Genomic DNA, 26,412 nt, shown 5'->3' on the forward strand with positions numbered 1-26,412 from the left:
TGTTAATATAAATAGTTTATGTTTTAAATGTTTTAAATCGCTTTTTTACAAAAAATTTATTAAATTATAAAATTAAAATATTAGTTAGAATTAAAAGAGGACTTCAAATGTGGGATACAACTAAAGATTATAGAATTTTAGTAGCAAGCAAAGCAAGAGAAAATTATTTAAATCTAATTCCAACAGCTTCATTTAGAGGAAGCTGGAATAAAAAACAAGCTATTGATTTAGGAAAACAGATGAATAGTGATTTCCAATCATTAACATATTCCTATCTGGAAGGTGACGAATTGGTAAACTCACCAGATGTTGCTAGCTTAAAAGAAAAGGCTTTAAAGATTATTGAATATTTAGGCGGAGACGATTGGAATAAAAAGTTTTTAAGCAATGCTCCAAAGGACGAAAAGGAAAAAACACAGGAAAATATTGCGAAGGTCAGATTTTTCCTTGACACCATCATCGGCTTAAAAGAGCGTTTGGCATTAGGTCCCATTAATGATCCAATCATGGGCATTGACATTAAAGTTGGAGAAGTAATGAGCGTTACACAACATCCTAAAAATGACAATCTCATGTTATGTAATGTTAACCTTGGAAAAAGAGCCATAACAGTTGTAACTAATGATTTGAATGTTAAAGACGACAATAAAGTTGGAGTCTCCCTGCTCCCACCACAAGCATTCAGCGACATAGTAAGTGAAGGAATGTTTTTAGGAATGAATGGAAGTATCCTCAAAGACGTTGAAGGCGAACTTGGAGCAATGCCAAAGGGCATACCAATGGAATCCCTTAACGAAACACGTAACCTTGTTGAAAATTATTTAAAATAGCTTTAATAATTTGTTTTCAGCACCACCAAATTAATAAGCCATTAATAGTAAAAAAAAAAATCAAAAAAAAATAATGAAATATGCCAGAAGTTCATCTTAAATTCAAACCAATTAATTTGGTTTTTGTCATTTCTTCCACAGCATATTTTATTCCTTCTTTTCCAACACCACTATTTTTAAATCCACCAAACGGCATGTTATCAGTTCTGAATGTTGACTGCTTATTAACAAATACTGTTCCGGCTTCGATTTCATTTGCACATTTCATTGCAGAATAATAGTTTTCAGTGAATACACCAGCTTGAAGACCATATTCAGTATCATTGGCCATTTTTATAGCATCATCAACCCCATTAACACGAATAATCGGTGCAATAGGACCAAATGTTTCATTAATAACTAAATCCATATCATGTGTGACATTGTCAAGCACTGTTGCCTGGTAAAAAGCACCATCTCTTTTTCCACCAGTTAATATTTTTGCACCACCATTAACAGCATTGTTTACACTTTCTTCAACTTGAATTGCAGCTTTTTCATTAATTAATGTGCCTAACGTAGTTGAATCATCCAAAGGATTTCCCATGACTAATTTTTCTGTTTCCAAAACCAATTTTTCACAGAATTCATCTGCTATTTCATTATCAACTATTATTCTTTTAACACCCATGCACACCTGACCTGCATTTAGAAAAGCCCCATTAATAACACCTTTAACTGCATTATCTATATTTGCATCTTTTAAAACAACCAATGGATCATTTCCACCAAGTTCCAAAGTAACTTTTTTCATTCCTGCTTTTTGAGATATCATCAATCCGGTCGTTACACTTCCAGTGAACGATATCTTATTAACATCATCAGAAGTTACCAGATAATCTCCAATTTCAGAGCCATATCCAGTTACAGTGTTTACAACACCATCAGGAAACTCTTCATTTAACAATTCCGCAAATTTCATTACTGTTAATGGTGCTTCTGTTGGGGGTTTTATGATTACCGTATTTTTACATGCAATTGCAGGTGCAATTTTGTGAATTGTTAAATTTAAAGGATAATTAAATGGAGTGATGGCTGCAACAACACCCAATGGAACTTTTTGAGTGAAGGCAAAAAATCCCTTACCGTTAAGACCTGCGTCCAAAGGTACACTTTCACCATAAATTCTTTTTGCCTCCTCGGCTGCAAGTTTTAATGTTTCAATAGACCTGTCCATCTCAACAAGAGATTCATTTATTGGCTTTCCAACTTCAAGAGTTAGTAACTCTGCAAAATCCTCACGATTATCTTTTAATTTATCGCAAACATTGAATAATTTATTTGAAACTTTAAAAGCAGACATTTCTTGAAGAAAACTTTTAGCATTATTAGCTTCCAAAATAGCTAAATCTGCAGTTTGCCTATGTGCAATTGGAACTGTATCAATTACATCACCATTATAGGGATTTACAACATCAACCAAATCTTCACTGGAAATATGCTTTCCACCTATTAACATATCCATCATATCACAACCAAAAATATAACTATTCCCACCCTATGGAAATTAATGATTCTCACTCTGAAACATTTGACTCTAAAGAGCATGCATTACCTTGAATTCCATCTTCCAAAAGGTTTGACAATTATTTAATTAATTAACCCTCTTTTACCTTTGAAAAAGTTTTAGAAACCTTTTCATTGTCAATTATAATTTAGATATTCTAACTATTTAAAGTGCATCAGAAATATTTGAAGAAATCATAGAAAATATGAAAACAATGAAAAAATCCATAAGTTAGACAACATCATGATTAACAAATTTTCAAAAAATTGCATAAAGTTAATAATAGTGGAACACATATTATAAAATAATGAAAAACTTAGCACAATAACTATGATAAAATGAAATCCATAACCCTAAATTTAGATATCAAAGAATTATATAAACTAAATGAATTTATTGAAGGTATTCTTCAAAAACAGGACTTTCAAATTGAATTGATTATTGAAGAGATTTTTGCAAATATCGTTAATTATTCCAATAGTGATTATATTAAAGTCAATGCTGACTATGACGATTCGACATTAACAATAGTATTTATTGATAATGGAATAGAATTTAATCCCCTTTTAAAAGAAAATCCTGACTTCCCAGACAATATTGATGATGCAAATATTGGCGGATTAGGGATATATTTAACAAAACAGATGGCAGATGACTTGCATTATGAATATAAAAATGGTGAAAATCATCTGAAAATTATTAAAAAAGTGGAATAATGAAATCAAAATTAAAAAAAACTCTAATACCCTTAATACTGATGATTATTCTAGATTTGGGTGCCTATTATTATGTTGGCGGATCACAAAATTTTGGTGCTGGTTTAAATGCATATTTAGGTTTGATATTTGCTTGTGGATTGTTGCTTGGACCCTACGGAGCAGCTGGTGCAACTATTGGGAATATGATTTGTGATTCAATTAGGGGTTATTCTCTAGAAACAATGATAATATCTGCCCTGGTTACTTTCGGAAGTTCATATTTGTCATATATGTTATGGTACGAACCATTTCACAAAAAATCAAAAATTATAAGTCCTAGGCTAATCAATACGCATTATTTATCTAAATTTCTAGTTTTGCTACTGTTATCTGGAGTATTGTATGGAATACTCACCAAAATATTATTCATAATCACATATCCTAGATTAGCTTCAAGCTCATACATATTTTTTAGATACTTTTTAAACTATGTCAACTTTGGATTCATATTTGGTGTTATTGGAATATGGATTTCCAGAAAAATCAACTTTATTCATACCCCAAAATTATCAAATAGAAAATTGAATAAAAAATTATATTTAGCAATTGTTTTATTATTAATCATTTCTATTGCAACTATCATAATTGCAGATTATACAATAAAGATTGATTCCCACCACATTCTAATGTGTGAAACAATGATTGTTTTGATTTTGTTATATTCTTTTTTCACAAAACCGATGACTTCAAAAATTCATCAGGTTAACTTCACATCTATTCTTGAAAAAATTATGGATTCATTTCTTATTGTAACACTAATTATTTTAATCTTTGCAATGACAATATCCGAAAGTACTACTTTTGGATATGTGCTTATAGAGTATCTCCCTGTTCCTAATTCGGATGCCTTTGTGATACTATTAGTATTCGCAGATGCACTTTCCTTGTTTTTCTTCATCCCGTGCCTAATTGTTTTAAGATATGTGGAACGTAAGGTTATCCGACCAACAATATCCTTTTCAAAAATAAAAGATTTCATTAAAAAAGGAGAAAAAATTGAATCTGATGGTCTGATTAATATTTATTCTGAATATACTGATGAAGAAAATGAAATTGGACTGCTTGCAAGAAGTTATACTGATTTAATAAAGTACAATAACCATTATATCGAAAATATTCATAAAATTGAAAGTGAAAAAGAAAGAATTAAAGCAGAACTTGAAATTGCAGAAAAAATCCAAAAAGCAAGCTGGCCAACTGAAAAAATGGATGAAGAATATTTGAGTGTTTTTGGATTTTCAAAACCAGCTAAAGAAGTTGGTGGTGACTTTTACGATTATTACGAAATTGATGATGAACATGTTGCCGTGGTGATTGGTGATGCATCAGGAAAAGGAGTTCCTGCAGCTCTTCTTTCAACTATTACTCAAGCAATAATAAAACTAATATTGAAAACTGAAAAAGATCCTGCAAAAGCATTATATATTCTTAACAACCAACTATGTGAAAATAACACCGAAATGATGTTTATAACATTATGGTTAGGAATTTTTAATAAAAAAACCAACAAACTTAAATTCTCAAATGCAGGACACAATCCACCAATAATATATCAAAATAAAGAATTTAAATTTTTAAATACAGATACTGGAATTGTTTTAGGCATTATGGAAAATTATGAATTTGTAACAGAAGAAACTGACGTTGCAAAAGGGTTAGTTCTATACACTGATGGAATTACTGATGCAAATAATCATGATGAAGAATTGTATGGTGAAGAACGCCTAATTGAGTTTTTAAATTCACGTAAATTAGATCAAAAAATCATATCCCAATTAATGCATGATATTGACGAATTTAGTGAAAATGAAGAACAATTTGACGATATGACATTGTTAATTTTAGAGAAACATGATTAAATTAGCTTATACCAATGTAGAAAACCTTGATTTGAAAAGAGGTTATGAATTAGTTTCAACTAATCGAAAGAGCAAAATCGATTTTTACCGATTTGATAAGGACAAAAAACTCAGCTGCGGAGTTTATCTTTTGGTTATGAAATTACTGAATGAAGAAAACATTACCGATCCCATAATCAAAACTGAAAAATATGGTAAAGCATACATATCCAACTATGATAATATCCATTTTAATGTAAGTCATTCGAGAAACATGATTTGTTGTGCAATATCCGATAAACCTGTAGGTGCAGACATCGAATTTAATGACCCTACAATTGATTTAAATATAGCCAAACATTATTTCTTCAACAGCGAATATGAAAACATCATGAACTCCCCAAAACCAATTGATGAATTCTTCAATTATTGGGTTTTGAAGGAAAGTTATATGAAATACACTGGTTTAGGATTTAATTTAGACCTTGACAGCTTTGAAATACTTATGAGTGAAGACATTAAACTTAAAAATGATAAAGATAATCTTAAGTTTAATCTTTTTAGTATTGAAGAATATAAAATAGGTATCGCAAGTCACTATAATGTTAATCATATCCATAATTATCCAATCAACGAGTTATATTAACTAAAAATGAATAATCAAATTTTTTTAAAGTATCTCTCGAGATTTCTTAACTCATTATTAAACTCTTTTACTTCTTTTGAATCTATTTGTCCGCTTAAATCAGACATATAATTTTTATACATGTAAATTGCCAGCAAAACCACAACCATTATTCCTCCAAAAAGTAATATAAATTCTGCAGACGTTTGACCGCTTTCATCCACTAAAATCCCCCCACAAACATACTTCCACCGAATGTTGTTACCATATAAAAAATAGCAAAAGATGCAGACACCAATGGAAGTGAAAACTTAATTCCTTTTTTAAACTCGCCATACATAATCAAACTGATAATGAAAGCTACCAAAATAGAATGAATAATCAAATAAATCTCGCCCGCTACAGGAGCAGTCAAAACAATTTCTGATTCCATACCATAATTTTGCATAAACCCAGAATAAACTCCAACCATACCTATCGCAAAAGGAGTTGCCACAATTGCCGAAATTAAAAGGAACATGACTGACATCATTACAGTTGATTTCCTCTCACGTTTTAATGCAAGCAAGTCCCTCAAATCATCCGATACCTCAAAAAGTACTCCAGATACGCTTGATCCACTTTTACGACCATCTAAAATAATGTTAAAAATTCGCTCCAATTCTTTAGATTTTAGACGTTTTGCCATGGCTTGCCATGCATCATCAAAATTCCTACCCATACGAATTTCAACGATTGCCCTTCTCATTTCATCATAGAGCGGCCCTTCCCCATACTGTGACATGTCTTCCATTGCATTCTCAAAACTGAGTCCGACCTGCAGCATACTTGAAAGTTGCCTTAAAAAGTCAGGTGCAGTTTTTTCGATTTCCTGTGCTCTTTTTTCCTGTTGGACAATAACATATGTGAAAAGGCCAGGAATTACGAAAAATGGTAAAATCAATAGTGACACCGGAAAGTTTAGAACTGCCAATGTTAATGCCAAAACAATTTCAGAGATTATAATGAAAATTACAATCATTGCCAAAACTTTAGTTGCATCAGTAAAAATAGCCCCACTCAGTAAAAATTCCTGTAATTTGGACAAATACTTTTCAGGAATAGTATTGTCGAAAAATATTGCTAAATCATCAATTATTTTAAATTTCATAAAATAAAATTTGGTTTAATATAATATAAAGTATTGGTTATTTTCAAAAGCAATAATAGAGAATGAAAACAAGAATTCATACCAATTAAACAAAATGTTTGGTCAAATGAAATAACACTTAAATGAATTAATCCAATTGGGAAAAAAGGTAATAAAATAAAAAGAGACAATATCTACGATGCATAAGAATTAAAAAATTGTTTTAGACAAAACTCAAAAAAAAGAATAGAACAAATTAAACAATTTATACCTCATACCCATTGTTTTAAAAGATTTCATAAGAACACATATTAAATCACTTTTATATCATATCCAAAACATCATGACAAAAATATTGAAAAAACTTCATCTTTTAAAGATTTCAAATACTGCCCTCATAGTAATCAATAAAGGATAAATTTCCAATCTTCCACTCAACATATTAAACATGCCGATAATCTTTAATGGCCATTCCATTGTTTGTGAAATTTGTCCTATTTCCAAACCAACGTTACCCTGCATGGACATTGTGAAAAACAATGAATTAAAAGGGTCATGACCATATAAACTTAATAACGACCAAGTGATTAAAATACACATGAAATAAAGTGTTATATAATTTCCACTTTGCGCTACAATTTCTTCAGTGAGCTTTTGGTCGGATTTCGGCAAAGGAACAACACTACCCACTGGAGACAATATTTCACGTGAATTTCTATATATTCCTTTAAAAAAGGTAATAACCCTCATCAACTTAAGTGCACCGACAGTAGATCCTGTAGAACCCCCAATAAGCATTAACATCATTATAATGAATATCGTAAATGGTGGCCACCCACCCATGACAGTTGCACTTTGAATACTTGCCCCAGTTGTTGTAACGGCAGAAACTACCGTAAACAGATTGTCCATAGGAACAATATTGGATGTTACATATATCAGGAAAGTTGAAACCGCAATCAAAGAGATTAATGCTTTAAACTGCATATCTTGAATTAATGACTTTCCCCGTGTCTTGATAATATTATAATGAACCAAAAAGCTTGTTGCACCCAATATCATCAAAAAAATTGTAATGAAATATATCAGGTCATTTTGATAAAATCCAATATTCGCATTTTTTACGCTCATACCACCAGTGGAAATAATGCAAAATGTATTACAAATGGAATCGAAAAGAGGCATTCCAGCAAGAGAATATAAAACAATTCCCAAAACAGTAAATATTAAATAAATTTTGATGATTTGTTTGATTGTGGCTTTTATTGATGGTTTAATTCTCTCTTCACGAGCTTCAGATTGATATAGTTTGGATGACATGACACCAGGTTTTGTTAGAATAGCAATTATCATAACAATTACTCCCAAACCACCAATCCATTGTTGCAGTGCTCTAAAAAATAGTATGCTATATGGTAGAATTTCGACATCAGGATATATTGTAATTCCACTGCCAGTTAATGCAGACATACATTCAAAAATACTGTCAACGATGCCTATACCAGTTACAAAATAAAGTACCAATCCACAGATAAAAGATGCCCAAATCCAAGACAAAGACGATATCATCATGGCATGCTTCATACGTATTTTATTAATTGAATATTTTTCCAATCCTTTTATGAAAATCAAACCAACAACAATTGATATAGTAGCAGGCATTAGAAAATAAACCGCATTAAACTCCAAAAATATCAAATCAATAATTATTGGAACTAAACACATTGCTCCAATACCAATCATCAATAATCCACAGTTTCTAGCAACAATCAACAAATCCTGTTTATTAATATATCGCATATATCCACCCACTACATTAATCATTTAAATATTGAATAAATGAATATATAAATATTTAAGTAAAATGAGTTTTACAAAAAATATCAAAAATAGGAATAAGATTCAAATAATTATGAGCAAATTTTTATATACATAAACAAATAAGCCAAAATTATTGAAATATAACACAAGTTATATATAGTAAGTTTGATAATATCATTATAGGAAGTTATAACATGGAAAATCGCACAGGAATTTTTACAAATGCATTGATATGGTTTGGAGTTGCAATATCCGTTTCTGAAATAGAAGCAGGCATACAGATTGCAACAGCATCATCTTTTGATTCCCTGTGGATTCCATTAGTTCTTGGACACATACTTGGCGGAATATTACTCTTTTTCATAGGATTTATTGGTGCAAGACTTAGGGTTAATGCAATGGAGACAACCAAATCCGCTTTTGGCAAGTATGGATCCAAATTTTTTGCAACATTGAATGTAATGCAGTTAATTGCATGGGTAGCCGTTTTGAATGCTCAAGGCGCACTTGCACTGGTAAGCTTAAATTTGCCGATTTCATTTGAAATGACATCAGCAATTCTCGCAGTACTTGTTGCAATATGGGTTTATATAGGACTTCAGCGTTCATCAAAACTAACAACAGGAGTCATGACAGTATTAATTGCATTATTAGTTGTGATGTCTGCCAAATTGCTTTTAACCAGCACATCGGCTGGAACACATACTATTTTTGGCGTTTCAAATACACTAAGCTTCTGGAATATTTTTGAAATTTCAATTGCAATGCCAATTTCTTGGCTGCCAGTAATATCCGACTACACAAAAGATGTTGAAAAGCCAGTGAAAGCTACAGCAGCATCTGCAACAGCATACACAATTGCAAGCTTATGGATGTACTTTATAGGCATAGGGATTGTTGGAATGGGGTCCACCAGCATTGCACAATCAATACTTCTCATGGGTCTTGGAACACCTGGAGTCATAATTCTTGTACTTTCAACCGTGACAACAAACTTCCTTGCAACTAATTCTGCAGGAGAATCCGCAAAATCCATTTACAACAAATTAGACCCAAAAATAGTTGGAGTTATAGTTAGTGCCATGAGCATATTGATTGCAATTTCCGGAATAATGAATCACTACATTGGTTTTCTTTATCTCATCTCATCTGTTTTTGCACCAATGGCAGCAGTGTTATTGGTATCATTCTATTTTGATGAAAATAAAGTTATGAATTGGAAATGGAATATTTTTTCATGGTTTGTGGGATTCCTTGTTTATCAACTGGCAGGATTATATGATTCCATCTTCTTTGGACCTACACTACTGTCCATTATCGTATCTGCATTACTAGCATATGCACCAGTATTGGTTAAAAAAACATCAACATATTAACCATGACTAAGAGAAATCATTTAATAGGGATTTAATCTTTTTTATTTAGCAAATCCTTTAACTCGTGAATTTCATCTTTTAAATATCGAACTTCCTCTTTTAATGACATGTTTTCCTTATGAATATTCTCCAAATCAGATTTGACATCTTTTAAAGTTATATCATTAATATCATTTTTAAGTAAACGATCTGTTAAAAATGAAGATATTCCTGCAGTGGTCAATGAAAATACAAACATCCCAGTTACGATTAAACAGATTGAAATGACTTTCTCTGCAAATGTTAAAGGAACAATATCTCCATAACCCACTGTTGTAATAGTTACTACAACCAAATAAAAATAATCGAAAAGAGTGTATGATGAGCCAAATGTATGAAATATGGCAGTGAATAAAATTATAGTCACAAAAACACCTGCCAATATTATATGTAGATTGCTCTTTTTTACAAAATTTTCCAAACCATCAAAGAACTTATCAAATAATATTAGAACCCTAAGTAATTTTAAAAGTCTGAAATACCTTAAAAGATTAACACCAGGAATAATGACAGGCAGCAAAACCTGAAATGGAATTGATGCTATTAATGAAACCCAAGTACTAGGTTTTTTTAAAAAATCCGATTTTGGATTGGAGTTATATAAGTCTTTTACCCAATCAATTAAAAGCAATATGCAAACAAAAATGTCAAAGTACAATACTGGAAAAATATTATTCGGCACAAATAGTGACACTGAAATTAATATAATATCAATAATTATCAAAGCATTTAACAGATTGTGCATAACATTATTTAATTTCAATATTCCACCTACTCTCTAATCTTATTTAACTATTAAATACCCGTACCAACCATCATTATCATATGATTCAATAACATGCAAAAAAAAACATGAAATTAGAAAATAATAGGAAAAAAGGAATAGAAATTTAAACTTTATTGTGCAAGAAATAATCCTGCCTACAATCCAAGAAGTTTAAAATCCATCATAATTATATGCATCATAAGCTGCAAACAACCTAACAACTATGCCAAAAATAGTTTGAACAATAATAATGCCCAATGATAAAAGAGCAATCCATAAGACAATAAATATTATTAATATTGCCAAACCTTTTCCAATCTCACCATTCATTAGCTGTCCAAGACCCGGTACAAAAAATGAACACACAGCACGTGTCAATTTATCAGTATCCATAAAAATCCCATATTTAATCTAATAATAATTAAAATTATATCATTAATAATATTTAATATTATTCATCAATCATTAGAGGTAAATTCCCAATAATATTTGCCTGTTTGTCTATTGAAACTGTGTCTTCGAGCCTAACTCCAAATTCCCCCTCCAAATAAATTCCAGGTTCTACAGTTATTACCATTCCCTTCTCAATAATTGTTTCATCACGAATTGAAAAACCAGGAGTTTCATGGATATCAAGACCTAAACTATGACCAGTTGAATGAATGAATTTATCACAATAACCATAATCCTCAATAATATCACGGGCAACCTTGTCAACCTCGCAACATTTAATTCCAGGTTTTATGGATTTAATCGCTTTGTCATGGGCTTCAGCTACGATATCCCAAATTTCATGTTGAAATTCACTGTAAACCATCGTACGAGTATTGTCCGAACAATAACCATTATAAATTGCACCCCAATCAATCAATATTGGCCGTTCAAGTTGTTTATTTTGAGGAACTGCATGAGGAAGGCTTGAATTAGCCCCACTAGTTACAATAGTGTCAAAGGATTCCTTAGAGGCACCATTTTCAATCATCGCTTTTACCAAATCAAATGCAACAGTGTTCTCACAATCATTTCGATTCAAAATATCCAAACTAACAAAAGCATTTTGTGCAATTTCAGTTGCTTTTTCGATATTGCTTATTTCTGAAGGTGTTTTAATCATTCTTTGCTTATCAACATAATTTTTGGAAGATATTGTGAAATCATCCTTGAACTTTTCATAAGTGCTATAGGGCAAACTTGGCTCAATGGCTAAATTTTTTATTCCATCATTTTTAAGTTCACCAAGCATCACATCAAATGATTCAAATTCCCTAACCTCTATTTTAGAGTTTTTGTTGGCTATTTCCATATCCATTTTTGAGGCATAAATAATTGGATTTTCTTTAATAATACAAAAAGCAAAGCTGGTTGGTTTATAATTTGAAATATACTCAACATTAGTAAATTGAGTCAATAAATAAGCTTGAATATCATCCTTTTCCAAATCTTTTAAAATATTATCTATATGTAAGTCCATGATTAATATTAGAAAAAACTTTATATATAAAATTAGATATTTTAAAACTATGTTAAAATTTACAAGCAGTGAAATAAGAGATTTATTTATTGCATTTGTCGTTATTTCTCTTTGTTTCGGTATCGCAAATACCGGAAGAGATATGGCTGCTTTAATGGCTATACTTCCAATGATTATGGTTGGTGTGGGGCTTGGTTTTATTTTACACGAGCTTGGACATAAATTTGTATCAATGAAGTATGGATACTGGGCAGAATTCAAATTATGGCCACAAGGATTGATATTTGCACTCATAACTTCCTTTTTTGGATTCGTATTTGCCGCCCCAGGTGCAGTCTACACATATGCAAATTACATGACAGATGAAATTAATGGTAAAATATCCGTTGCAGGACCTGTTGTGAATATTGTCTTGGCAGCATTATTTTTTATTGTTGCAACTTTGGTATATCGATCTGCATTTACTTCACAGACTTCATTATTAATATACCAAATATGTGCTTTAGGATATTCAATCAACAGTTTCTTGGCAGTGTTTAATCTATTGCCTATTGGAAACCTTGACGGGTCCAAAGTTTTAAGATGGAATGTTGGAATTTGGATTGTAACAATAGCCATTGCAGGTATTATGACAGCATTACCTATGACAATGAGCTTTGAAATCATGGTAAGGACAGTTTTAGGATTTTAGATTATGAGCGAAGAAATCACATATTTTACAGGAACACATAGAGTAATTGCTCCAAGCAAAACAATTGAAATCAATGAAAATAAGTTAAAAGTAGCTGGAATAACACGTATTGCAGATATTACTGATTTAGACAGAATCGGCCTTCCAATATATACTGCAATCAGACCAACTGCTGAAGATGGTGCGGTTAGCATATACGGAGGAAAAGGAATAACCAAAGATCATGCAAAAGCATCTGCAATGATGGAAGGCTTTGAGAGATATTCTGCCGAAAGACAAGACATCGATGAAACCATTATTGCAAGTTTGTCTGAAATTGAAGAGTTTGGAGAATACATTGATCCTAAAAGCTTAAATTTACCAAAGGAATTTGAGAAAAAAGACATTAGTGATTTGAGTCTTGAATGGAGTAAGTCAATAGACCTTATTTCAAATAGGGAATATTATATTCCGACAAATGCGATTTACCACCCATATATTTCTAAAGATGACTCACAAAGCCTATTTAAATCAAATACCAATGGCCTTGCTTCAGGAAATATCTTGGAAGAAGCAATCCTGCATGGAATCTTTGAAGTCATTGAAAGAGATGCATGGAGCATTTTTGAATTGACCCATAAAAACTATGCCCAAATCGATATAAGCAGCATTGAAAATGAAATCATTATCGACATTATTGAAAAATTTGAGAGTGAAGGCATTAAAATTAAATTAATGGACTTTACTGCAGACATTAAAATTCCTACAATAGCTGCTTCTGCAGATGACACAATAACAAAAGATGCTGGACTTCTGACTTTAGGAATGGGCACTCATCTGGACCCGGAAGTTGCAATTTTAAGGGCTCTTACAGAAGTTGCACAAAGTCGAGCAACACAAATCAACGGAGCTCGTGAAGACACTGTCAGAGCGGATTTTGCTCGTGAAGCAGGTTATGAACGAATGAAAAGAATTAATAAATTTTATTTTAGAGACGAAGAAGAACAAATCAAATTATCAGATATTGAGAATAAAAGCACATCATCAATAACAAGAGATATTGAAATCGTTAAGGACGAGTTAGTATCCAATGATATTCAAAAAATATTATACAGCAATTTAACAAGGCCGGAACTTGATGTAAGTGTTGTTAGAGTAGTTATTCCAGAAATGGAACTTTACACAATTGACCCAAGTCGAGCAGGATATAGATTTTTAAAAGTCTGATTTATATGATTAAAGTTATAATTTACACAGGTCTTTCCTTACCATTCAATGAAGCAAAAGAAATACTTGACAGCAGTGCCGACGTAGAAGTGATTTATGAAAAGCCAATTAAAAGAGGTGATTTAAACCTCGCTTTAAAAAAGCATCCCGATATCATTGGAATAATTGATGGAGTCTTTCACCAAAACTCTGCAGTTGGACATAAAGAGATTCTGAATGCAATTAATTCAGACATTGACGTCTTTGGAGCTTCAAGTATGGGTGCATTGAGAGCATCAGAACTTGACACATTAGGAATGACAGGTATTGGATATTGCTACGAACAATATGCAACAGGTGCGATTGATTCAGATGATGAAGTTGCAGTAATGTTGGATGGTGAAAGTTTAGAAGCCCTTTCAGTTCCATTAATAAACATGAGATATGTTTTCGACAATGCAACATCTGAAAACATTATAAGTGAAGAAGAAAAGGATGAATTGTTGATCATTGCCAAAAAAACATATTATCCAAAACGAAATTATTCTTTAGTCTTGAATGAATCAAGTTTAGATGATAATAAAAAAGAAATCCTAATTAATTTTATTCGTGAAAGTAAAGACATCAAAAAAGAGGATGCCAAATTATTGTTAAAGCATATCCAATCTATATGCCAAAGCAAATAAATTCTATTTTTTAAATTAAAATAAATTTAAATTAAAATTGAATTAATTAAAATAAAAAAAGTGACAACAACCATCATTATATTAACCATGAAATTAAAATAATGAAAGTTGAATTTGTGAGGGAAAGTAGATTATTCTTTCATCTCTTTATATTTTTTTAAAACAATATCTGGAGTTTCAATACACTGGTCAAAAGTTGTGGTAAACTCTTTAGGTTCAAAAACATCATCGACTTTTCTAAGCCCTTTCAGTGAAATGGTCTCAGCATCAATTTTAAACCCAACACCATCTGCATCAACACTAATCAAATTGATTTCGATTTCTGAAGCATCATCCAAATTCTGATTAGCTTTAACATCATACTTTAAATTTAAGATTTTATGAGGTATGATTTCATTGATGGTTCTTTTGATTACTGAATCAAAAAGTTCCAAAAACTTTTTAGCAGGTGGCAAGTCATTAGCCCACCAATAAGTAATTACTGAATTAAGGATTATTTCATGTTCTGCAAAATCATCATAATATCTTGCACGAACACTCACACCACTTTCAATAACTTTTACTAGCAATACAGGACTAACAACCATCATATCACAATTATTCAACTAATGCTTTAATTAAATCACTAGCTCTAACTAGTCCAACTAAATCTCCTTCAACACCAATAACCGGAATTTGTTCAATATTTAATGATTTCATTTTTTTAGCACAGTCTGTGACTTTAGTTTTTGAGTTAGCTACTTCCACATTACCAACTGCAACATCACCAACAACTTTTTCAGTGAATTTTAAATGATTTTTCTCAATGTACAGTACGGAAGTACTGTCCCATGACCATTTATCACCTTCAGTTCCAACAGTGGAACTGTGTTCACTTCTTTCGGAAATTATTTCTATTTCAGCAATAAAATCAGTTTCTGTTAAAATACCTGATAATTTTGCATCATCATCCAATGCCAATACTGATTTTAAACCGAATTGATTCATGGTTTCAAATGCCACATTCAATGGAGCTTTTTCCCAAGTTGTCGGAACGGTAGTAATCATATAATTTTCAACTGCATCATCAACATCAACTTTTGTTAATGCTTTGGATACCAAATCAAATGAAGTGATAATTCCTACCAATTCCCCATCATCATTAACAACAGGAACTCTTCTAACATTATTCTCAATCATTTCACGTGCAGCATCAGTTACATCATCATCAGGACTTACGGTAACTAATTCCCTACTCATCAACATTGCAAGTTGTTCTTCATCAGGATTATTAATTAAATCTGAACGAGTAATAACACCTACCAATATATTAGTGTCTTCTTTTACTACTGGAAGTACTGCTTTATTTTCTTTTCTCATTAAGTCTAAAACTTTTTCACGGTTTCCAGGTACAGAAACACTTACAACATTTTTAGACATTGTTCTTTTGACTAACATAAAAACACCTATATAATTAATATGAAATAAAAAAGGTAGAATCTAATGCACTACAAGAACAGCACACTTAGCAGAGTTTACAACTTTATCTGCCACACTACCCATAATAAATCTATCGAAGCCAGATTTACCTGAACTTCCCATAACAATTAAATCAACCTGTTCCTCATTTGCCACTTCTAAAATAACCCTAGCAGGAGAACCTTCTCTAATGACATGAGTGATTTTAATATCATCCTCATTTAACTTATCAAATTCCTTAAGGTTTTCCTCAGATCTTTCATTTAAGACTTGATTTAACTGATATATTTCATCATCTAATGGAAGCCCGTTAACAAAATTATTTTCAGTAACGCTTACAGCCACAATTTCAGCTCCACTAACCTTAGCTAAAAATAGAGCATGTCTTTGTGCTTTTTTTGCGAATTCAGACCCATCAGTTGGGACTAATATTTTTTTATACATTATTAACATCTCCCTATATAGTATATAAATTATACCATTATACTATATGTTTAATTTTTTATTAATGATATATAATATATTTTTCGATTCGCAACGATTTATCATATTTAAGTAAGGATTAATAGAAAAAGAATTTGACACCATGAATTCAGCAGGACAACCAACTGAAATTAATGACTTTTCAACAACATGATTAATTTCACTACCACAGACATTAGTGGTAGTCATTTTTAATAACTCTTTTGGATTTAAATAATCATTATAATAAACTGACATAAGTTTTAAAGTGAATTCCAATTCTCTGAACATGTTTGGAGAGTTGAGCATCACATTGTCCGTTCCAATTAATGGTTTAATACCCAAATTTAGAATTTGATTTAATGGTGTTACTCCCACATTTAACGTTGCATTAGCTCTTGGACAGACAACAACATTCTGATTTGATTTTGAAACTGAATTTAAATCATCAACTTTTGGATTAGTTAAATGAACCAATTGACTGAATTCAGATTCAACACCCCTTCCTATTTCTGTTTTATTGAATTGATCCAATGATTCTATTTGATTGGATTCGGATTCCGCCACATGAATTGAAGAAATCTTATTATTTTTTCTGCATTCATCAACAATTATCTGAGCAACTTCATCCGTAATTTCTCCAAAGCCGCTTGGAGCAATGCCGTCAGCAATTTTTAGAAGTTTGCGAACAGCAATTTTGACTTTCCTTAAATCAGGGCTATCACCATAAAAACTGTCATCACGCCCTAAAATTATAGGTTTTATTGGAATATCGTGTGCCGCCTTTTTTAAAAGTTCGACACCTTTTATTCCACCTTCGCGATAATCAATAAAGTGTGTGATTCCACTTTCAACCATTTCCCACATTGTGTCTTTCATAGCAGATATAATTTCTTCATCTTCAGCATTAGCTAATGCTTTATGCTTTACACCATCAGGAGGCTTTACCATTTCACTTAATGATAAAGAATATCCTTCATCTTTAATAATCGAATCACCAATATGCATATGACCATTGATAAATGACGGGCAAACAACAGCACCATCTACATCAATGATTTTGCCTTCCATAGAATCCTTTCCAATATCTATGATAATACCATCATCAACGACAATATTTTCCTTTGTTAATGTCAAATCTTGGCCTTTTAAAATGATTCCATTAGTTATAGTAAACATTAAAGGAAAATCTAATTTTTTTAATTAATAAATTTAACCCTACATTAAGTTTATTTAATTGAAAAAGCAATATTAAACTTAACAATTAGATGAATGCATCTTTTATTAAAAGGGGATGATTTTATTAATTCTCAAGAAATTCGCTATTTTTACAGAAATATTGTGAAAACAGGAAATGTTTACCGTGTTAAACACAATAATAAAGATTATGGAGAATTTAAAAAGTTATCCGATGCATTATATGAAAGAGATGCGCTATTTTTTTGCAATTTCGATTATGATTTGCTTGTCGAATGTGATTTAGAAAACAAGTACGAACATATGGAATTACCACCATTTCCTGAAAAAAGACCAAAAGGAAGAATTAAAGGAATGCATGTCAATAAAAAGGAAAGGGAAGGTGAAATTCTTTTTAATCATAAAATGCGCAAATTTTACATTCAAAGAGGCGAAGAGATTATCGGCCAATACGATACAATGACCGAAGCGTTTTATTATAAAAAGATTCTGATGGACAATGACTGGGACTTGAATGTTTTAAAAACTAACGTTACTGAAAGAATTGAAGTCAATATCATCATTGACCCTACCAGAGAGTATAAAGTTAAATTAAACTACTGTCCAAAATGTAAAAGCAGATTGGATATTGATGCGACAGAGTGTCCATCTTGCGGTATAGACATTAAAGAATATTTATATAATAATTAAAAAAAAGAGATAGAGAGATTAATCTCCATCAGTATATTTGTTTAAAGATTTTACATTGATTTCATTATTTTGAACAGCTTGAATAGCATTTAAAGCTGCTCTTGCACCTGCTAAAGTGGTAACATAAGGAATACCCAATTCAATAGCCAGACGCCTAATGATATAACCATCCCTTGCAGACTGTTTACCTTCAGAAGTGTTAATAATTAAATCAATCTCTTTGTTTAAGATTGCATCTCTAATATTTGGAGATCCTTGTGAAACTTTTTTAACCTTTTGAACTGATTTAAGACCTGTTGCGTCACCAGTACCTGCAGTGGCAACAATGTCAAATCCTAAATTAGTAGCTTTTTCAGCGATAGGTCTTATTTTCTTTTTATCTGCTTCTTTAACACTTATAAATATTTTACCTTCTTTAGGTAAAACCATTCCTGCTGAAAGTTGAGATTTGTAAAATGCCATTCCATAGCTTTCATCGATACCTATACTTTCCCCAGTGGATTTCATTTCAGGACCTAATACAGTATCGGATTCAGGAAGTTTTAGGAATGGGAATACTGACTCTTTTACAGCCACATGATCTATCTTAATTTCTTTGGTTAAATCAAAGTCTTTCAATTTGGCACCATCCATAATCCAAGTAGCTACTTTAGCAAGAGGGACTCCAATAGCTTTACTTACAAATGGAACTGTTCTACTTGCACGAGGGTTAGCTTCAATAATGTAAACCATTTCCTCATCAAGTTTTACAGCATATTGAATATTCATTAAACCTTTAACGTCAAGTTCTAAAGCCAATTTGGTTGAATTTTCACGAATGGTATCCAATATATGTTCAGGAATAGTTTGAGGCGGAATTACACATGCGGAATCTCCTGAGTGAACACCAGCTTCTTCAATGTGTTCCATGATTCCTGCAATGAATACATCTTCACCGTCACATAATATATCTACATCCAATTCAATAGCATCTTCCAGGAACTTATCTACCAAAATAGGATGTTCTGGTGAAACTTTCACAGCCTCTTTCATATATTCTTCAAGTTCATGGTTATCATAAACAATTTCCATTGCCCTTCCACCAATTACATATGATGGACGGACCAATACTGGGAATGTGATTTCCTCAGCAATGGATTTTGCTTCCTCAAATGAGTTAGCTGTTCCATAAGGTGCTTGATGAATATGTAATTTTTCTAAAAGTTCAGCGAACAATTCTCTGTCTTCAACCCTATCAATGCTTTCATATGGAGTTCCTAATATTTTAACACCTGCATTAGCTAATGGAACTGCCAAGTTAATGGAAGTTTGACCACCGAATTGAACAATAACTCCATCAGGTTTTTCCTGATCGATTACACCCATCACATCTTCAAATGTTAAAGGTTCGAAGAAGAGTTTATCAGAAATGTCATAGTCAGTACTTACTGTTTCAGGGTTGTTGTTGATTAATATAGTTTCAATTCCATCTTCTTTAAGAGCGAGAGATGAATGTACACAACAGTAATCAAATTCAATACCTTGACCAATTCTGATAGGTCCAGCACCAAGAATGACAACTTTCTTTTTAGTAGTGGATGTCAATTCATTTCCACTATCATAACTGCTGTAGTAATATGGAGTTTTAGCTTCAAATTCTGCAGCACAAGTATCAACCATTTTATAGGATTGTTGAATGTTATATCTTAAAAGCAAGTTTCTGATATATTCCTCGGTTTGACCTGATAAATCAGCCAATCTTTTATTTGAACAACCCATCTGTTTTGCTTTTCTTAAATAGTATTCATCATTCAATTTATCAGCAGTAACATCATTTTCGAAGTTTACAATGTTTCTGATTTTGTATAAGAAGAAATTATCAATGTTTGTAAGTTCCCTTATTTTATCAATGTCCATTCCATCTTTAATAGCAGAATAGATTTGGAAGTAGATTAAATCAGTTGGATGTGCAAGGTCATCTTCAGTGTATTCAACATATTCAAATCCATCAAAGCCCATATCAAGTGATCTTAAAGCTTTTTGGAATGCTTCTTCAAAAGTTCTTCCAATAGCCATTACTTCACCGGTTGCTTTCATTTGAACTCCGACTTCACGGCCGATTCCTTTAAACTTGTCAAATGGCCATCTTGGAATTTTAATTACAACATAATCAATTGCAGGTTCAAAAGAAGCAGGAGTTTCTTTGGTAATATCGTTTTTGATTTCATCCAATGTCATTCCTAAAGCGACTTTTGAAGATATTTTTGCAATCGGATAACCTGTTGCTTTGGATGCAAGTGCACTACTTCTTGATACCCTTGGATTTACTTCAATAACTTTATATTCATCATTTTCAGGATTGAGTGCAAATTGAATGTTACATCCACCGCGAATACCTAAAGCACGAATAATCTTGATTGATGCATCACGCATCTTTTGGATGGTTTCATCACATAAGTTTTGAATAGGAGCGACTACAACACTGTCTCCTGTGTGAATACCCATAGGGTCGATGTTTTCCATAGTACATACAATGATACAAGTGTCTTCCTTATCTCTCATTACCTCAAATTCTATTTCTTTCCATCCTAAAACAGATTCATCTATGAGAACTTGATTGATGAAACTCATATCTAACCCATGAGTGGCAATTTCAATTAATTCTTCTTCATCATGTGCTATTCCACCACCAGTCCCGCCTAATGTGAATGCTGGTCTGACGATTACTGGATAACCTATTTCCTTTACGGCATCGAGTGCTTCATCTACACTTTCAACAGCCTGACATTTTGGAATTTCTTCACCAATTTCCTCCATCAAGTTAGCAAATAAATCCCTGTCTTCCACATCTTTAATGGTTTGAACATCAGAACCTAATACTTTGATCCCTTCGAGTAATCCTAAATCTCCAAGACCTGTTGCAATATTCAATCCAGTTTGTCCACCCATAGTAGGCAATATTGAATCAACTTCTTCTTCCTTTATAATTTTAGCAACAACTTCAGGAGTTAATGGTTCTGTATAAACAGTATCTGCCATGCCTAAATCAGTTTGAATTGTAGCAGGATTACTGTTAACAAGTACTGTTTCTATTCCTTCTTCTCTTAGTGATTTACATGCTTGTGATCCTGAATAATCGAATTCTGCTGCTTGTCCAATTTGGATAGGTCCGGAACCAATAATTAATACTTTTTTAATATCTTTATCTACTGGCATATGTAATCCCCATTTATTTAATAATCATCCATCATTTTGTTAAATTCATCAAAAACACTTCTTGTATCATTTGGACCAGGTCCTGCTTCAGGGTGGTACTGTATACAATGTAATGGCAATTCTTTATGTGAAATTCCTTCAGGAGTTCCATCATTCAGATTAACGTGAGTTAAAACTAAATCAGTTTCTTTTAAAGATTCCTTATCAATTGTGAAACCATGATTTTGAGATGTGATATATACTTTTCCAGTGTTTAAATCTTTAACAGGCTGATTTTCACCCCTATGTCCAAATTTCATTTTATAAGATCTAGCTCCAAAAGATTTAGCTATTAATTGTTGACCCATACATATTCCGAAAATAGGTAACCTATTGGATAACTTTTTCATAGTTTCAATGGTTTCAGTTACCCTATCAGGATTTCCAGGTCCTGAAGTAATCATCAATCCGCTAGGAGAATAATCCAATATGGTTTTATAATCAGTATCATAAGGGAATAAAATTACTCCAATATCCCTTTCCAAAAATGAATTAATAATATTCTTTTTAACACCACAGTCAATTAATGCAACTCGTTTGTCTGCATCCTCATTGAATACTTTGATTTCTTTTGTGGAAACTTTTGGAACAACATCAACATCTTCAATACTTGGTTGTGAACGAGCCATTTCAAGCAACTTATCATCAGAAATGTCTTCAGTTGTTATTGCTGCTTTAAGAGAACCTCTTTCACGAATCTTTAAAGTCAAGTCACGTGTATCGATTCCACTGATTCCAGGTGTTTCAAATTCTTTTAAAAAGTCATCCAAAGTTTTCTGAGGTCCAAAATTAGAAACTTCACGACAAACCTCACGACAAACAAAACCTTCAACCTGAATCTTATCAGATTGATACCAATCTTCACTTACCCCGTGATTTCCTTCCAATGGATAAGTGGACATCAGAATTTCTCCCTTAAAAGAAGGATCTGTTAATGATTCAGTATAACCACCCATACCTGTGGAAAAAACAAGTTCTCCCAATTTAGTGGTTTCATAACCAAATCCTTCTCCTTTTAAAACAGTACCATCTTCCAAAGCTAATTTAGCTATTTTTACCATTAAATCACCATCATAAAAAAATTATAATAATTTTCTATCTTTTATATATTTTATTTTACCATATTATTAAACTTTGTTTTTATATATAAAAAAAGAATTTTTTAAAGAAAAAAATTAAAAAATCGTGCCCTCAATCGAATAATTATTTACAATGAAAGTTAGACATGCAAAAAACAGCCATAGCTATTGAAAAAAAAATAAGAAAAAATTTTGAAAATAAAATTAAAATCAAAAAAGTATTTTAACTCACAGAAACCTCCAAATAATATTTTAATTAAATGTGTACATAATAATTAATAATTAAAATCAATGAGTGTGGAAAATGGATTTGGAAACTCAAAATCTTGTTAAAAAACACCTTAATGCTAAAGATTTTGCTAAATTTAAAAAATTGACTAGTAAAACTACATTATACAATGTTCCGGACTCCCTAACCGGAGAGCTGAGACCCTATCAAAAAATTGGCTATTCATGGTTAGTTCAAAATATCAGATATGGATTTGGAAGCATACTCGCCGATGACATGGGTCTTGGAAAAACAATACAAGTATTAACTGCAATTCTTTACTACAAAGAAGAAGGTCTCCTAGAAGACAAAACCGTGCTAATTATTGTACCTCCAACTTTAATATCCAATTGGGAAAATGAAATTAAAAAATTCACACCCGATTTAACCTATTTTATTTACCACGGATCCAATAGAAATTACCCTTTGGAAAGCTATGACATCATTCTTACTTCCTATGGAATCATAAGACTAGACCTGGATATGTTTTTAGATGAAAAATGGTTTATATGTGTTATTGATGAAGCTCAAAATATTAAAAATCCAAACACTGAACAAACAAAAGCCATTAAAAGTGTTAACGCCAGATCAAAAGTTGCCCTAACCGGAACACCTATTGAAAACAAATTAATGGACTACTGGTCAATATTTGATTTTACAAATAAGGGATACTTGTCAACAAAAGATGATTTTAAAAGGCAATTTGTAATGCCCATAGAAAAATTAGAAGATGAAGAAACATTGCATGAACTTAAAGCAATAGCCAAACCATTTGTTTTAAGACGTTTGAAGACCGATGAAGATATTAAAAAAGAATTGCCTGAAAAATTCATAAACGACATTTACTGCACTTTAACCAAAAAGCAAATAAAATTATACAATGCCATTCTGGAAGAAATATTTTTTGATATTGAAAATTCAAAAGGAATTCAAAGAAAAGGAATAATTCTTAAAATATTAACTGCACTAAAACAAACATGCAATCATCCTGCACAATTTTTATCTATCAAAAATCCAAAAATAAGTGAATCCGGAAAAATGGAACTTTTAGTGAACATATTGGAAAACATCTTGGACAATGATGAAAAGGTCATAATATTCACACAATATGTGGAAATGGGTAAACTAATCCAACAATTAATTTCTAAAAAGTTCAAGCAGGAAGTACTATTTTTACATGGATCACAAACAAGAGAAGAAAAATCAAGAATCATCAATACCTTCCAGGAGGATGAAAACTATAAGATTTTTGTTGCAACACTTAAGACCGGTGGAACAGGGTTAAATTTAACTGCTGCCCAAAATGTAATTCATTATGATTTATGGTGGAATCCTGCAGTGGAAAATCAGGCCACAGACAGAGTTCACAGAATTGGCCAGGAAAATGATGTGATGGTTTACAGATTCATCACTAAAGGAACATTGGAAGAAACCATCGATGCAATAAGCAAACATAAAACCGACCTTGCCGCCAAATCCATCAGTAACGATGAAACATTCCTTACTGAAATGACAAACGAAGAACTAAAAGAAGTTTTAAAATTAAGAGTATAATCTTAAAATCTCATGCTGAAGTTTAAACTTCTTGATGAATGGGTTAAAGCTCCTATTGATATGATATCAACGCCTAATTTGGCATAATCCAATATAATATTTTCAGTAATGCCCCCTGATACTTCAATCAATGAATGGACTGAAGTTAAATTAGATGAAACTGAAAATTGGAATAAAGTTGGAGAAGCCTCAATTATTAAAGAAATAGATGGTAATATAACTCTTGAGTTTGAATCATCTTCAAGTAAAACAGTTGAGGCTATATGGCAAAAATATAACTTTGCAAATAAAACAGGATTAATTATTTCATTTCAACCAACAATAATACCTGAAGTAGAGACAGGCCTTTTTGGCTCTACAACAACTACATATCCAGAAGGTTTTGCAATTGTATTTACTTCAAGTTCAACTGATAATTTAATAGGAGATGAGGATTCTGGAATTGGTTACAGTGGCATTAGAAATGCAGTAGTTTTTGAATTTGATTTCAATTATGATTTTTTAGATTTTGATAATTTGAAACCTCATCTTTCAGTACACTATAAAATAAATGGAGAAGTTTCTTCTAATTCTCTTTTATGCATTTCTTTGTGTAATAAAAATTTGCCAAATTTTTATGATAGTTCTTCAAAGAATTATAATGAAAATACAGTCTTTGAAATAAGCATAATTGGTAAAGTTCTTAATGTGAAAACAAATAATGATGAATTTTTATTAAAAAATGAAGATTTATCTGAATTTCAACAGTTATTAGGACAAGAAGAAGTCCATTTTGGTATCACTGCTGGTCTAAAAGAAAACACAAAAATTATAATAAATAATTTAAAAATATTTGAAACTTCCTCAATTATAGAAAATTCTAGCCCAAATTGCAACATATTAAATTATTTGAGTTTAAAATGTGTTAAAAATAAAATAAATTCTGTGATTAAAGAAACTTTTGTTGATAATCTTTTTAATGATTTAAAAAATATATCATTTAGCACATTATTAGAAGAAGTGGTAAATGAGCAGAAAAAAGACATAACAACAGTACTAAATAATATTAAATATCAAATAACTTCTTCTTTTAATCAAATCAGTAAAATTTATGAAGATATATCAACTATAAATTTAAATCCTTGTGAAAATAAACTAAAAGATTTGAATATAATAGATAAAAATGATACTTTACTTATTTTTAAAATTGACTATTATATAAGGAAAATACCTCTTGTAAAATATGAAATTTTTCATCCAATTACAAAAATTTTATTAAATTTGAATTTCTGCAACTTTATTAAAGTAAATATTAGTTATAGGGCATCTATAGATGAAGACAATCTATTTAAATATGACCCATTGAATGAGTTTTATAATGATATATGTTTTCCATACACTTCAGAGAGTGGAACGGATATGACTTTATATGATAGGAAAAATGAATTTAATAATAACAATTTGTCTTTATGTTCTAAGGAATGTGAATTCAAAGAATATAACTCTTCGACAAAAAAAGTAATATGTGAATGCGAAATAAAAGATGATTATTCTTCTTTAGAAGCATTCATTGATAGTGTTGATAAAGAAGAATTATTTTATAAATTTATAGATATTAAAAAGACAATAAATATTTTTGTAGTAAAATGCTATAAATTATTATTCAGCAAAGAAGGAATAATATATAATATTGGTAATTATATTTTAATAGCTATAATTATTTTATTCTT

Annotated in this window: 24 protein-coding genes and 1 pseudogene; 11 read left to right on the plus strand and 14 right to left on the minus strand. The window is 31.3% G+C overall.

Features of this window, described 5'->3' with window-relative positions; genetic code table 11:
* Positions 1-107 precede the first annotated feature (107 nt).
* A complete protein-coding gene (locus QZ143_RS00830) occupies positions 108-830 on the plus strand; it encodes a tRNA-binding protein (RefSeq protein ID WP_292606795.1) in 723 nt (240 codons plus the stop codon).
* Positions 831-921: 91 nt separating this feature from the next.
* On the opposite strand, the gene QZ143_RS00835 is transcribed toward QZ143_RS00830, so the two are convergent.
* Complete coding sequence (locus tag QZ143_RS00835) at positions 922-2,334, minus strand: lactaldehyde dehydrogenase (RefSeq protein WP_292880339.1); 1,413 nt, start codon at positions 2,332-2,334, stop codon at positions 922-924.
* Positions 2,335-2,714: 380 nt separating this feature from the next.
* Here QZ143_RS00835 and QZ143_RS00840 point away from each other — a divergent pair, with 380 nt between their 5' ends.
* From QZ143_RS00840 to QZ143_RS00850, 3 genes are read left to right on the plus strand one after another with little or no spacing between them, the layout of a single operon-like run.
* Entirely contained in the window at positions 2,715-3,092 is a 378-nt protein-coding gene (locus QZ143_RS00840) for an ATP-binding protein (RefSeq protein WP_292880292.1), read from the plus strand.
* 41 nt (positions 3,093-3,133) lie between these two features.
* On the plus strand, positions 3,134-4,993 hold the full coding sequence (locus tag QZ143_RS00845; RefSeq protein WP_292880295.1) for a PP2C family protein-serine/threonine phosphatase: 1,860 nt from the start codon (positions 3,134-3,136) through the stop codon (positions 4,991-4,993).
* Positions 4,986-5,618 carry a 4'-phosphopantetheinyl transferase superfamily protein gene (locus QZ143_RS00850; protein ID WP_292880298.1) on the plus strand — a complete coding sequence of 211 codons (633 nt, stop codon included), beginning with the start codon at positions 4,986-4,988 and terminating at the stop codon, positions 5,616-5,618. Before QZ143_RS00845 ends, QZ143_RS00850 begins: the two co-directional genes overlap by 8 nt.
* A gap of 14 nt (positions 5,619-5,632) precedes the next feature.
* Here the strand turns inward: QZ143_RS00850 and QZ143_RS00855 are convergent, their stop codons facing one another.
* The 3 genes from QZ143_RS00855 to QZ143_RS00865 all read right to left on the minus strand — a co-directional run bounded on the left by QZ143_RS00855 (position 5,633) and on the right by QZ143_RS00865 (position 8,526).
* Complete coding sequence (locus QZ143_RS00855) at positions 5,633-5,821, minus strand: class III signal peptide-containing protein (RefSeq protein ID WP_292880301.1); 189 nt, start codon at positions 5,819-5,821, stop codon at positions 5,633-5,635.
* The gene (locus QZ143_RS00860) at positions 5,821-6,747 is read right to left on the minus strand and encodes a type II secretion system F family protein (protein ID WP_292606785.1); all 927 of its coding nucleotides are present in this window, start codon (positions 6,745-6,747) and stop codon (positions 5,821-5,823) included. Before QZ143_RS00860 ends, QZ143_RS00855 begins: the two co-directional genes overlap by 1 nt.
* 345 nt (positions 6,748-7,092) lie before the next feature.
* Positions 7,093-8,526, minus strand: coding sequence for a TrkH family potassium uptake protein (locus tag QZ143_RS00865; RefSeq protein ID WP_292606783.1), 1,434 nt, complete (start codon positions 8,524-8,526; stop codon positions 7,093-7,095).
* Positions 8,527-8,741: 215 nt separating this feature from the next.
* Between QZ143_RS00865 and QZ143_RS00870 the strand changes: the two genes are divergently transcribed.
* Positions 8,742-9,923, plus strand: a complete 1,182-nt coding sequence (locus tag QZ143_RS00870; RefSeq protein ID WP_292880304.1) for a cytosine permease — start codon at positions 8,742-8,744, stop codon at positions 9,921-9,923.
* A gap of 31 nt (positions 9,924-9,954) precedes the next feature.
* On the opposite strand, the gene QZ143_RS00875 is transcribed toward QZ143_RS00870, so the two are convergent.
* From QZ143_RS00875 to QZ143_RS00885, 3 genes are all read right to left on the minus strand, one after another.
* Entirely contained in the window at positions 9,955-10,725 is a 771-nt protein-coding gene (locus tag QZ143_RS00875; RefSeq protein ID WP_292880307.1) for an ion channel, read from the minus strand.
* Between the two features lie 174 nt (positions 10,726-10,899).
* A complete protein-coding gene (locus tag QZ143_RS00880; protein WP_292880310.1) occupies positions 10,900-11,121 on the minus strand; it encodes a hypothetical protein in 222 nt (73 codons plus the stop codon).
* A 58-nt stretch (positions 11,122-11,179) separates the two neighbouring features.
* Entirely contained in the window at positions 11,180-12,208 is a 1,029-nt protein-coding gene (locus QZ143_RS00885) for a M24 family metallopeptidase (protein ID WP_292880342.1), read from the minus strand.
* A 40-nt stretch (positions 12,209-12,248) separates the two neighbouring features.
* Between QZ143_RS00885 and QZ143_RS00890 the strand changes: the two genes are divergently transcribed.
* Genes QZ143_RS00890 through QZ143_RS00900 form a run of 3 tightly spaced genes read left to right on the plus strand, consistent with a single transcriptional unit; the run spans position 12,249 to position 14,761 of the window.
* Entirely contained in the window at positions 12,249-12,890 is a 642-nt protein-coding gene (locus QZ143_RS00890; protein ID WP_292880313.1) for a site-2 protease family protein, read from the plus strand.
* The gene (locus QZ143_RS00895) at positions 12,891-14,096 is read left to right on the plus strand and encodes a YcaO-related McrA-glycine thioamidation protein (protein WP_292606378.1); all 1,206 of its coding nucleotides are present in this window, start codon (positions 12,891-12,893) and stop codon (positions 14,094-14,096) included.
* A 5-nt stretch (positions 14,097-14,101) separates the two neighbouring features.
* Positions 14,102-14,761, plus strand: a complete 660-nt coding sequence (locus tag QZ143_RS00900) for a TfuA-related McrA-glycine thioamidation protein (RefSeq protein ID WP_292880316.1) — start codon at positions 14,102-14,104, stop codon at positions 14,759-14,761.
* A 131-nt stretch (positions 14,762-14,892) separates the two neighbouring features.
* Here the strand turns inward: QZ143_RS00900 and QZ143_RS00905 are convergent, their stop codons facing one another.
* Genes QZ143_RS00905 through QZ143_RS00920 form a run of 4 tightly spaced genes read right to left on the minus strand, consistent with a single transcriptional unit; the run spans position 14,893 to position 17,860 of the window.
* Entirely contained in the window at positions 14,893-15,348 is a 456-nt protein-coding gene (locus QZ143_RS00905) for a hypothetical protein (RefSeq protein WP_292880319.1), read from the minus strand.
* 10 nt (positions 15,349-15,358) lie between these two features.
* Positions 15,359-16,198: a CBS domain-containing protein gene (locus tag QZ143_RS00910; protein WP_292606243.1), complete on the minus strand. Its 840-nt coding sequence runs from the start codon at positions 16,196-16,198 to the stop codon at positions 15,359-15,361.
* Between the two features lie 42 nt (positions 16,199-16,240).
* The gene (locus tag QZ143_RS00915; protein ID WP_292606245.1) at positions 16,241-16,663 is read right to left on the minus strand and encodes a universal stress protein; all 423 of its coding nucleotides are present in this window, start codon (positions 16,661-16,663) and stop codon (positions 16,241-16,243) included.
* A gap of 42 nt (positions 16,664-16,705) precedes the next feature.
* Positions 16,706-17,860, minus strand: a complete 1,155-nt coding sequence (locus QZ143_RS00920) for an amidohydrolase family protein (protein ID WP_292880322.1) — start codon at positions 17,858-17,860, stop codon at positions 16,706-16,708.
* Between the two features lie 93 nt (positions 17,861-17,953).
* On the opposite strand from QZ143_RS00920, the gene QZ143_RS00925 reads away from it, so the two are divergent.
* Positions 17,954-18,568: a zinc ribbon domain-containing protein gene (locus tag QZ143_RS00925; protein ID WP_292606249.1), complete on the plus strand. Its 615-nt coding sequence runs from the start codon at positions 17,954-17,956 to the stop codon at positions 18,566-18,568.
* Positions 18,569-18,586: 18 nt separating this feature from the next.
* Here the strand turns inward: QZ143_RS00925 and carB are convergent, their stop codons facing one another.
* Together carB and carA are read right to left on the minus strand one after the other, a co-directional pair.
* Complete coding sequence (gene carB, locus QZ143_RS00930) at positions 18,587-21,763, minus strand: carbamoyl-phosphate synthase large subunit (protein WP_292880324.1); 3,177 nt, start codon at positions 21,761-21,763, stop codon at positions 18,587-18,589.
* A 17-nt stretch (positions 21,764-21,780) separates the two neighbouring features.
* Entirely contained in the window at positions 21,781-22,863 is a 1,083-nt protein-coding gene (gene carA / locus QZ143_RS00935; protein WP_292880327.1) for a glutamine-hydrolyzing carbamoyl-phosphate synthase small subunit, read from the minus strand.
* Between the two features lie 322 nt (positions 22,864-23,185).
* On the opposite strand from carA, the gene QZ143_RS00940 reads away from it, so the two are divergent.
* Positions 23,186-24,703: a DEAD/DEAH box helicase gene (locus QZ143_RS00940; protein WP_292880329.1), complete on the plus strand. Its 1,518-nt coding sequence runs from the start codon at positions 23,186-23,188 to the stop codon at positions 24,701-24,703.
* A 2-nt stretch (positions 24,704-24,705) separates the two neighbouring features.
* Here the strand turns inward: QZ143_RS00940 and QZ143_RS00945 are convergent.
* A pseudogene (locus tag QZ143_RS00945) lies at positions 24,706-24,837 on the minus strand (carboxylating.nicotinate-nucleotide diphosphorylase); the annotation flags it as partial.
* Here QZ143_RS00945 and QZ143_RS00950 point away from each other — a divergent pair.
* Positions 24,812-26,412, plus strand: a 1,601-nt coding sequence (locus QZ143_RS00950; RefSeq protein ID WP_292880332.1) for a hypothetical protein, incomplete at its 3' end; no start/stop codon positions are given. The pseudogene QZ143_RS00945 and the gene QZ143_RS00950 overlap by 26 nt on opposite strands.

This window comes from Methanobrevibacter sp. UBA188 (assembly GCF_905234905.1).
Taxonomy (GTDB): Archaea; Methanobacteriota; Methanobacteria; order Methanobacteriales; family Methanobacteriaceae; genus Methanocatella.

Excerpts from the sequence above, each read along its gene's own strand:
- QZ143_RS00830 (WP_292606795.1), top strand. The coding sequence starts at position 108 with ATGTGGGATACAACTAAAGATTATAGAATTTTAGTAGCAAGCAAAGCA.
- QZ143_RS00835 (WP_292880339.1), bottom strand. The coding sequence starts at position 2,334 with ATGGATATGTTAATAGGTGGAAAGCATATTTCCAGTGAAGATTTGGTT.
- QZ143_RS00840 (WP_292880292.1), top strand. The coding sequence starts at position 2,715 with ATGAAATCCATAACCCTAAATTTAGATATCAAAGAATTATATAAACTA.
- QZ143_RS00845 (WP_292880295.1), top strand. The coding sequence starts at position 3,134 with ATGATTATTCTAGATTTGGGTGCCTATTATTATGTTGGCGGATCACAA.
- QZ143_RS00850 (WP_292880298.1), top strand. The coding sequence starts at position 4,986 with ATGATTAAATTAGCTTATACCAATGTAGAAAACCTTGATTTGAAAAGA.
- QZ143_RS00860 (WP_292606785.1), bottom strand. The coding sequence starts at position 6,747 with ATGAAATTTAAAATAATTGATGATTTAGCAATATTTTTCGACAATACT.
- QZ143_RS00865 (WP_292606783.1), bottom strand. The coding sequence starts at position 8,526 with ATGCGATATATTAATAAACAGGATTTGTTGATTGTTGCTAGAAACTGT.
- QZ143_RS00870 (WP_292880304.1), top strand. The coding sequence starts at position 8,742 with ATGGAAAATCGCACAGGAATTTTTACAAATGCATTGATATGGTTTGGA.
- QZ143_RS00880 (WP_292880310.1), bottom strand. The coding sequence starts at position 11,121 with ATGGATACTGATAAATTGACACGTGCTGTGTGTTCATTTTTTGTACCG.
- QZ143_RS00890 (WP_292880313.1), top strand. The coding sequence starts at position 12,249 with ATGTTAAAATTTACAAGCAGTGAAATAAGAGATTTATTTATTGCATTT.
- QZ143_RS00900 (WP_292880316.1), top strand. The coding sequence starts at position 14,102 with ATGATTAAAGTTATAATTTACACAGGTCTTTCCTTACCATTCAATGAA.
- QZ143_RS00905 (WP_292880319.1), bottom strand. The coding sequence starts at position 15,348 with ATGGTTGTTAGTCCTGTATTGCTAGTAAAAGTTATTGAAAGTGGTGTG.
- QZ143_RS00910 (WP_292606243.1), bottom strand. The coding sequence starts at position 16,198 with ATGTTAGTCAAAAGAACAATGTCTAAAAATGTTGTAAGTGTTTCTGTA.
- QZ143_RS00915 (WP_292606245.1), bottom strand. The coding sequence starts at position 16,663 with ATGTATAAAAAAATATTAGTCCCAACTGATGGGTCTGAATTCGCAAAA.
- QZ143_RS00920 (WP_292880322.1), bottom strand. The coding sequence starts at position 17,860 with ATGTTTACTATAACTAATGGAATCATTTTAAAAGGCCAAGATTTGACA.
- QZ143_RS00925 (WP_292606249.1), top strand. The coding sequence starts at position 17,954 with ATGCATCTTTTATTAAAAGGGGATGATTTTATTAATTCTCAAGAAATT.
- carB (WP_292880324.1), bottom strand. The coding sequence starts at position 21,763 with ATGCCAGTAGATAAAGATATTAAAAAAGTATTAATTATTGGTTCCGGA.
- carA (WP_292880327.1), bottom strand. The coding sequence starts at position 22,863 with ATGGTAAAAATAGCTAAATTAGCTTTGGAAGATGGTACTGTTTTAAAA.
- QZ143_RS00940 (WP_292880329.1), top strand. The coding sequence starts at position 23,186 with ATGGATTTGGAAACTCAAAATCTTGTTAAAAAACACCTTAATGCTAAA.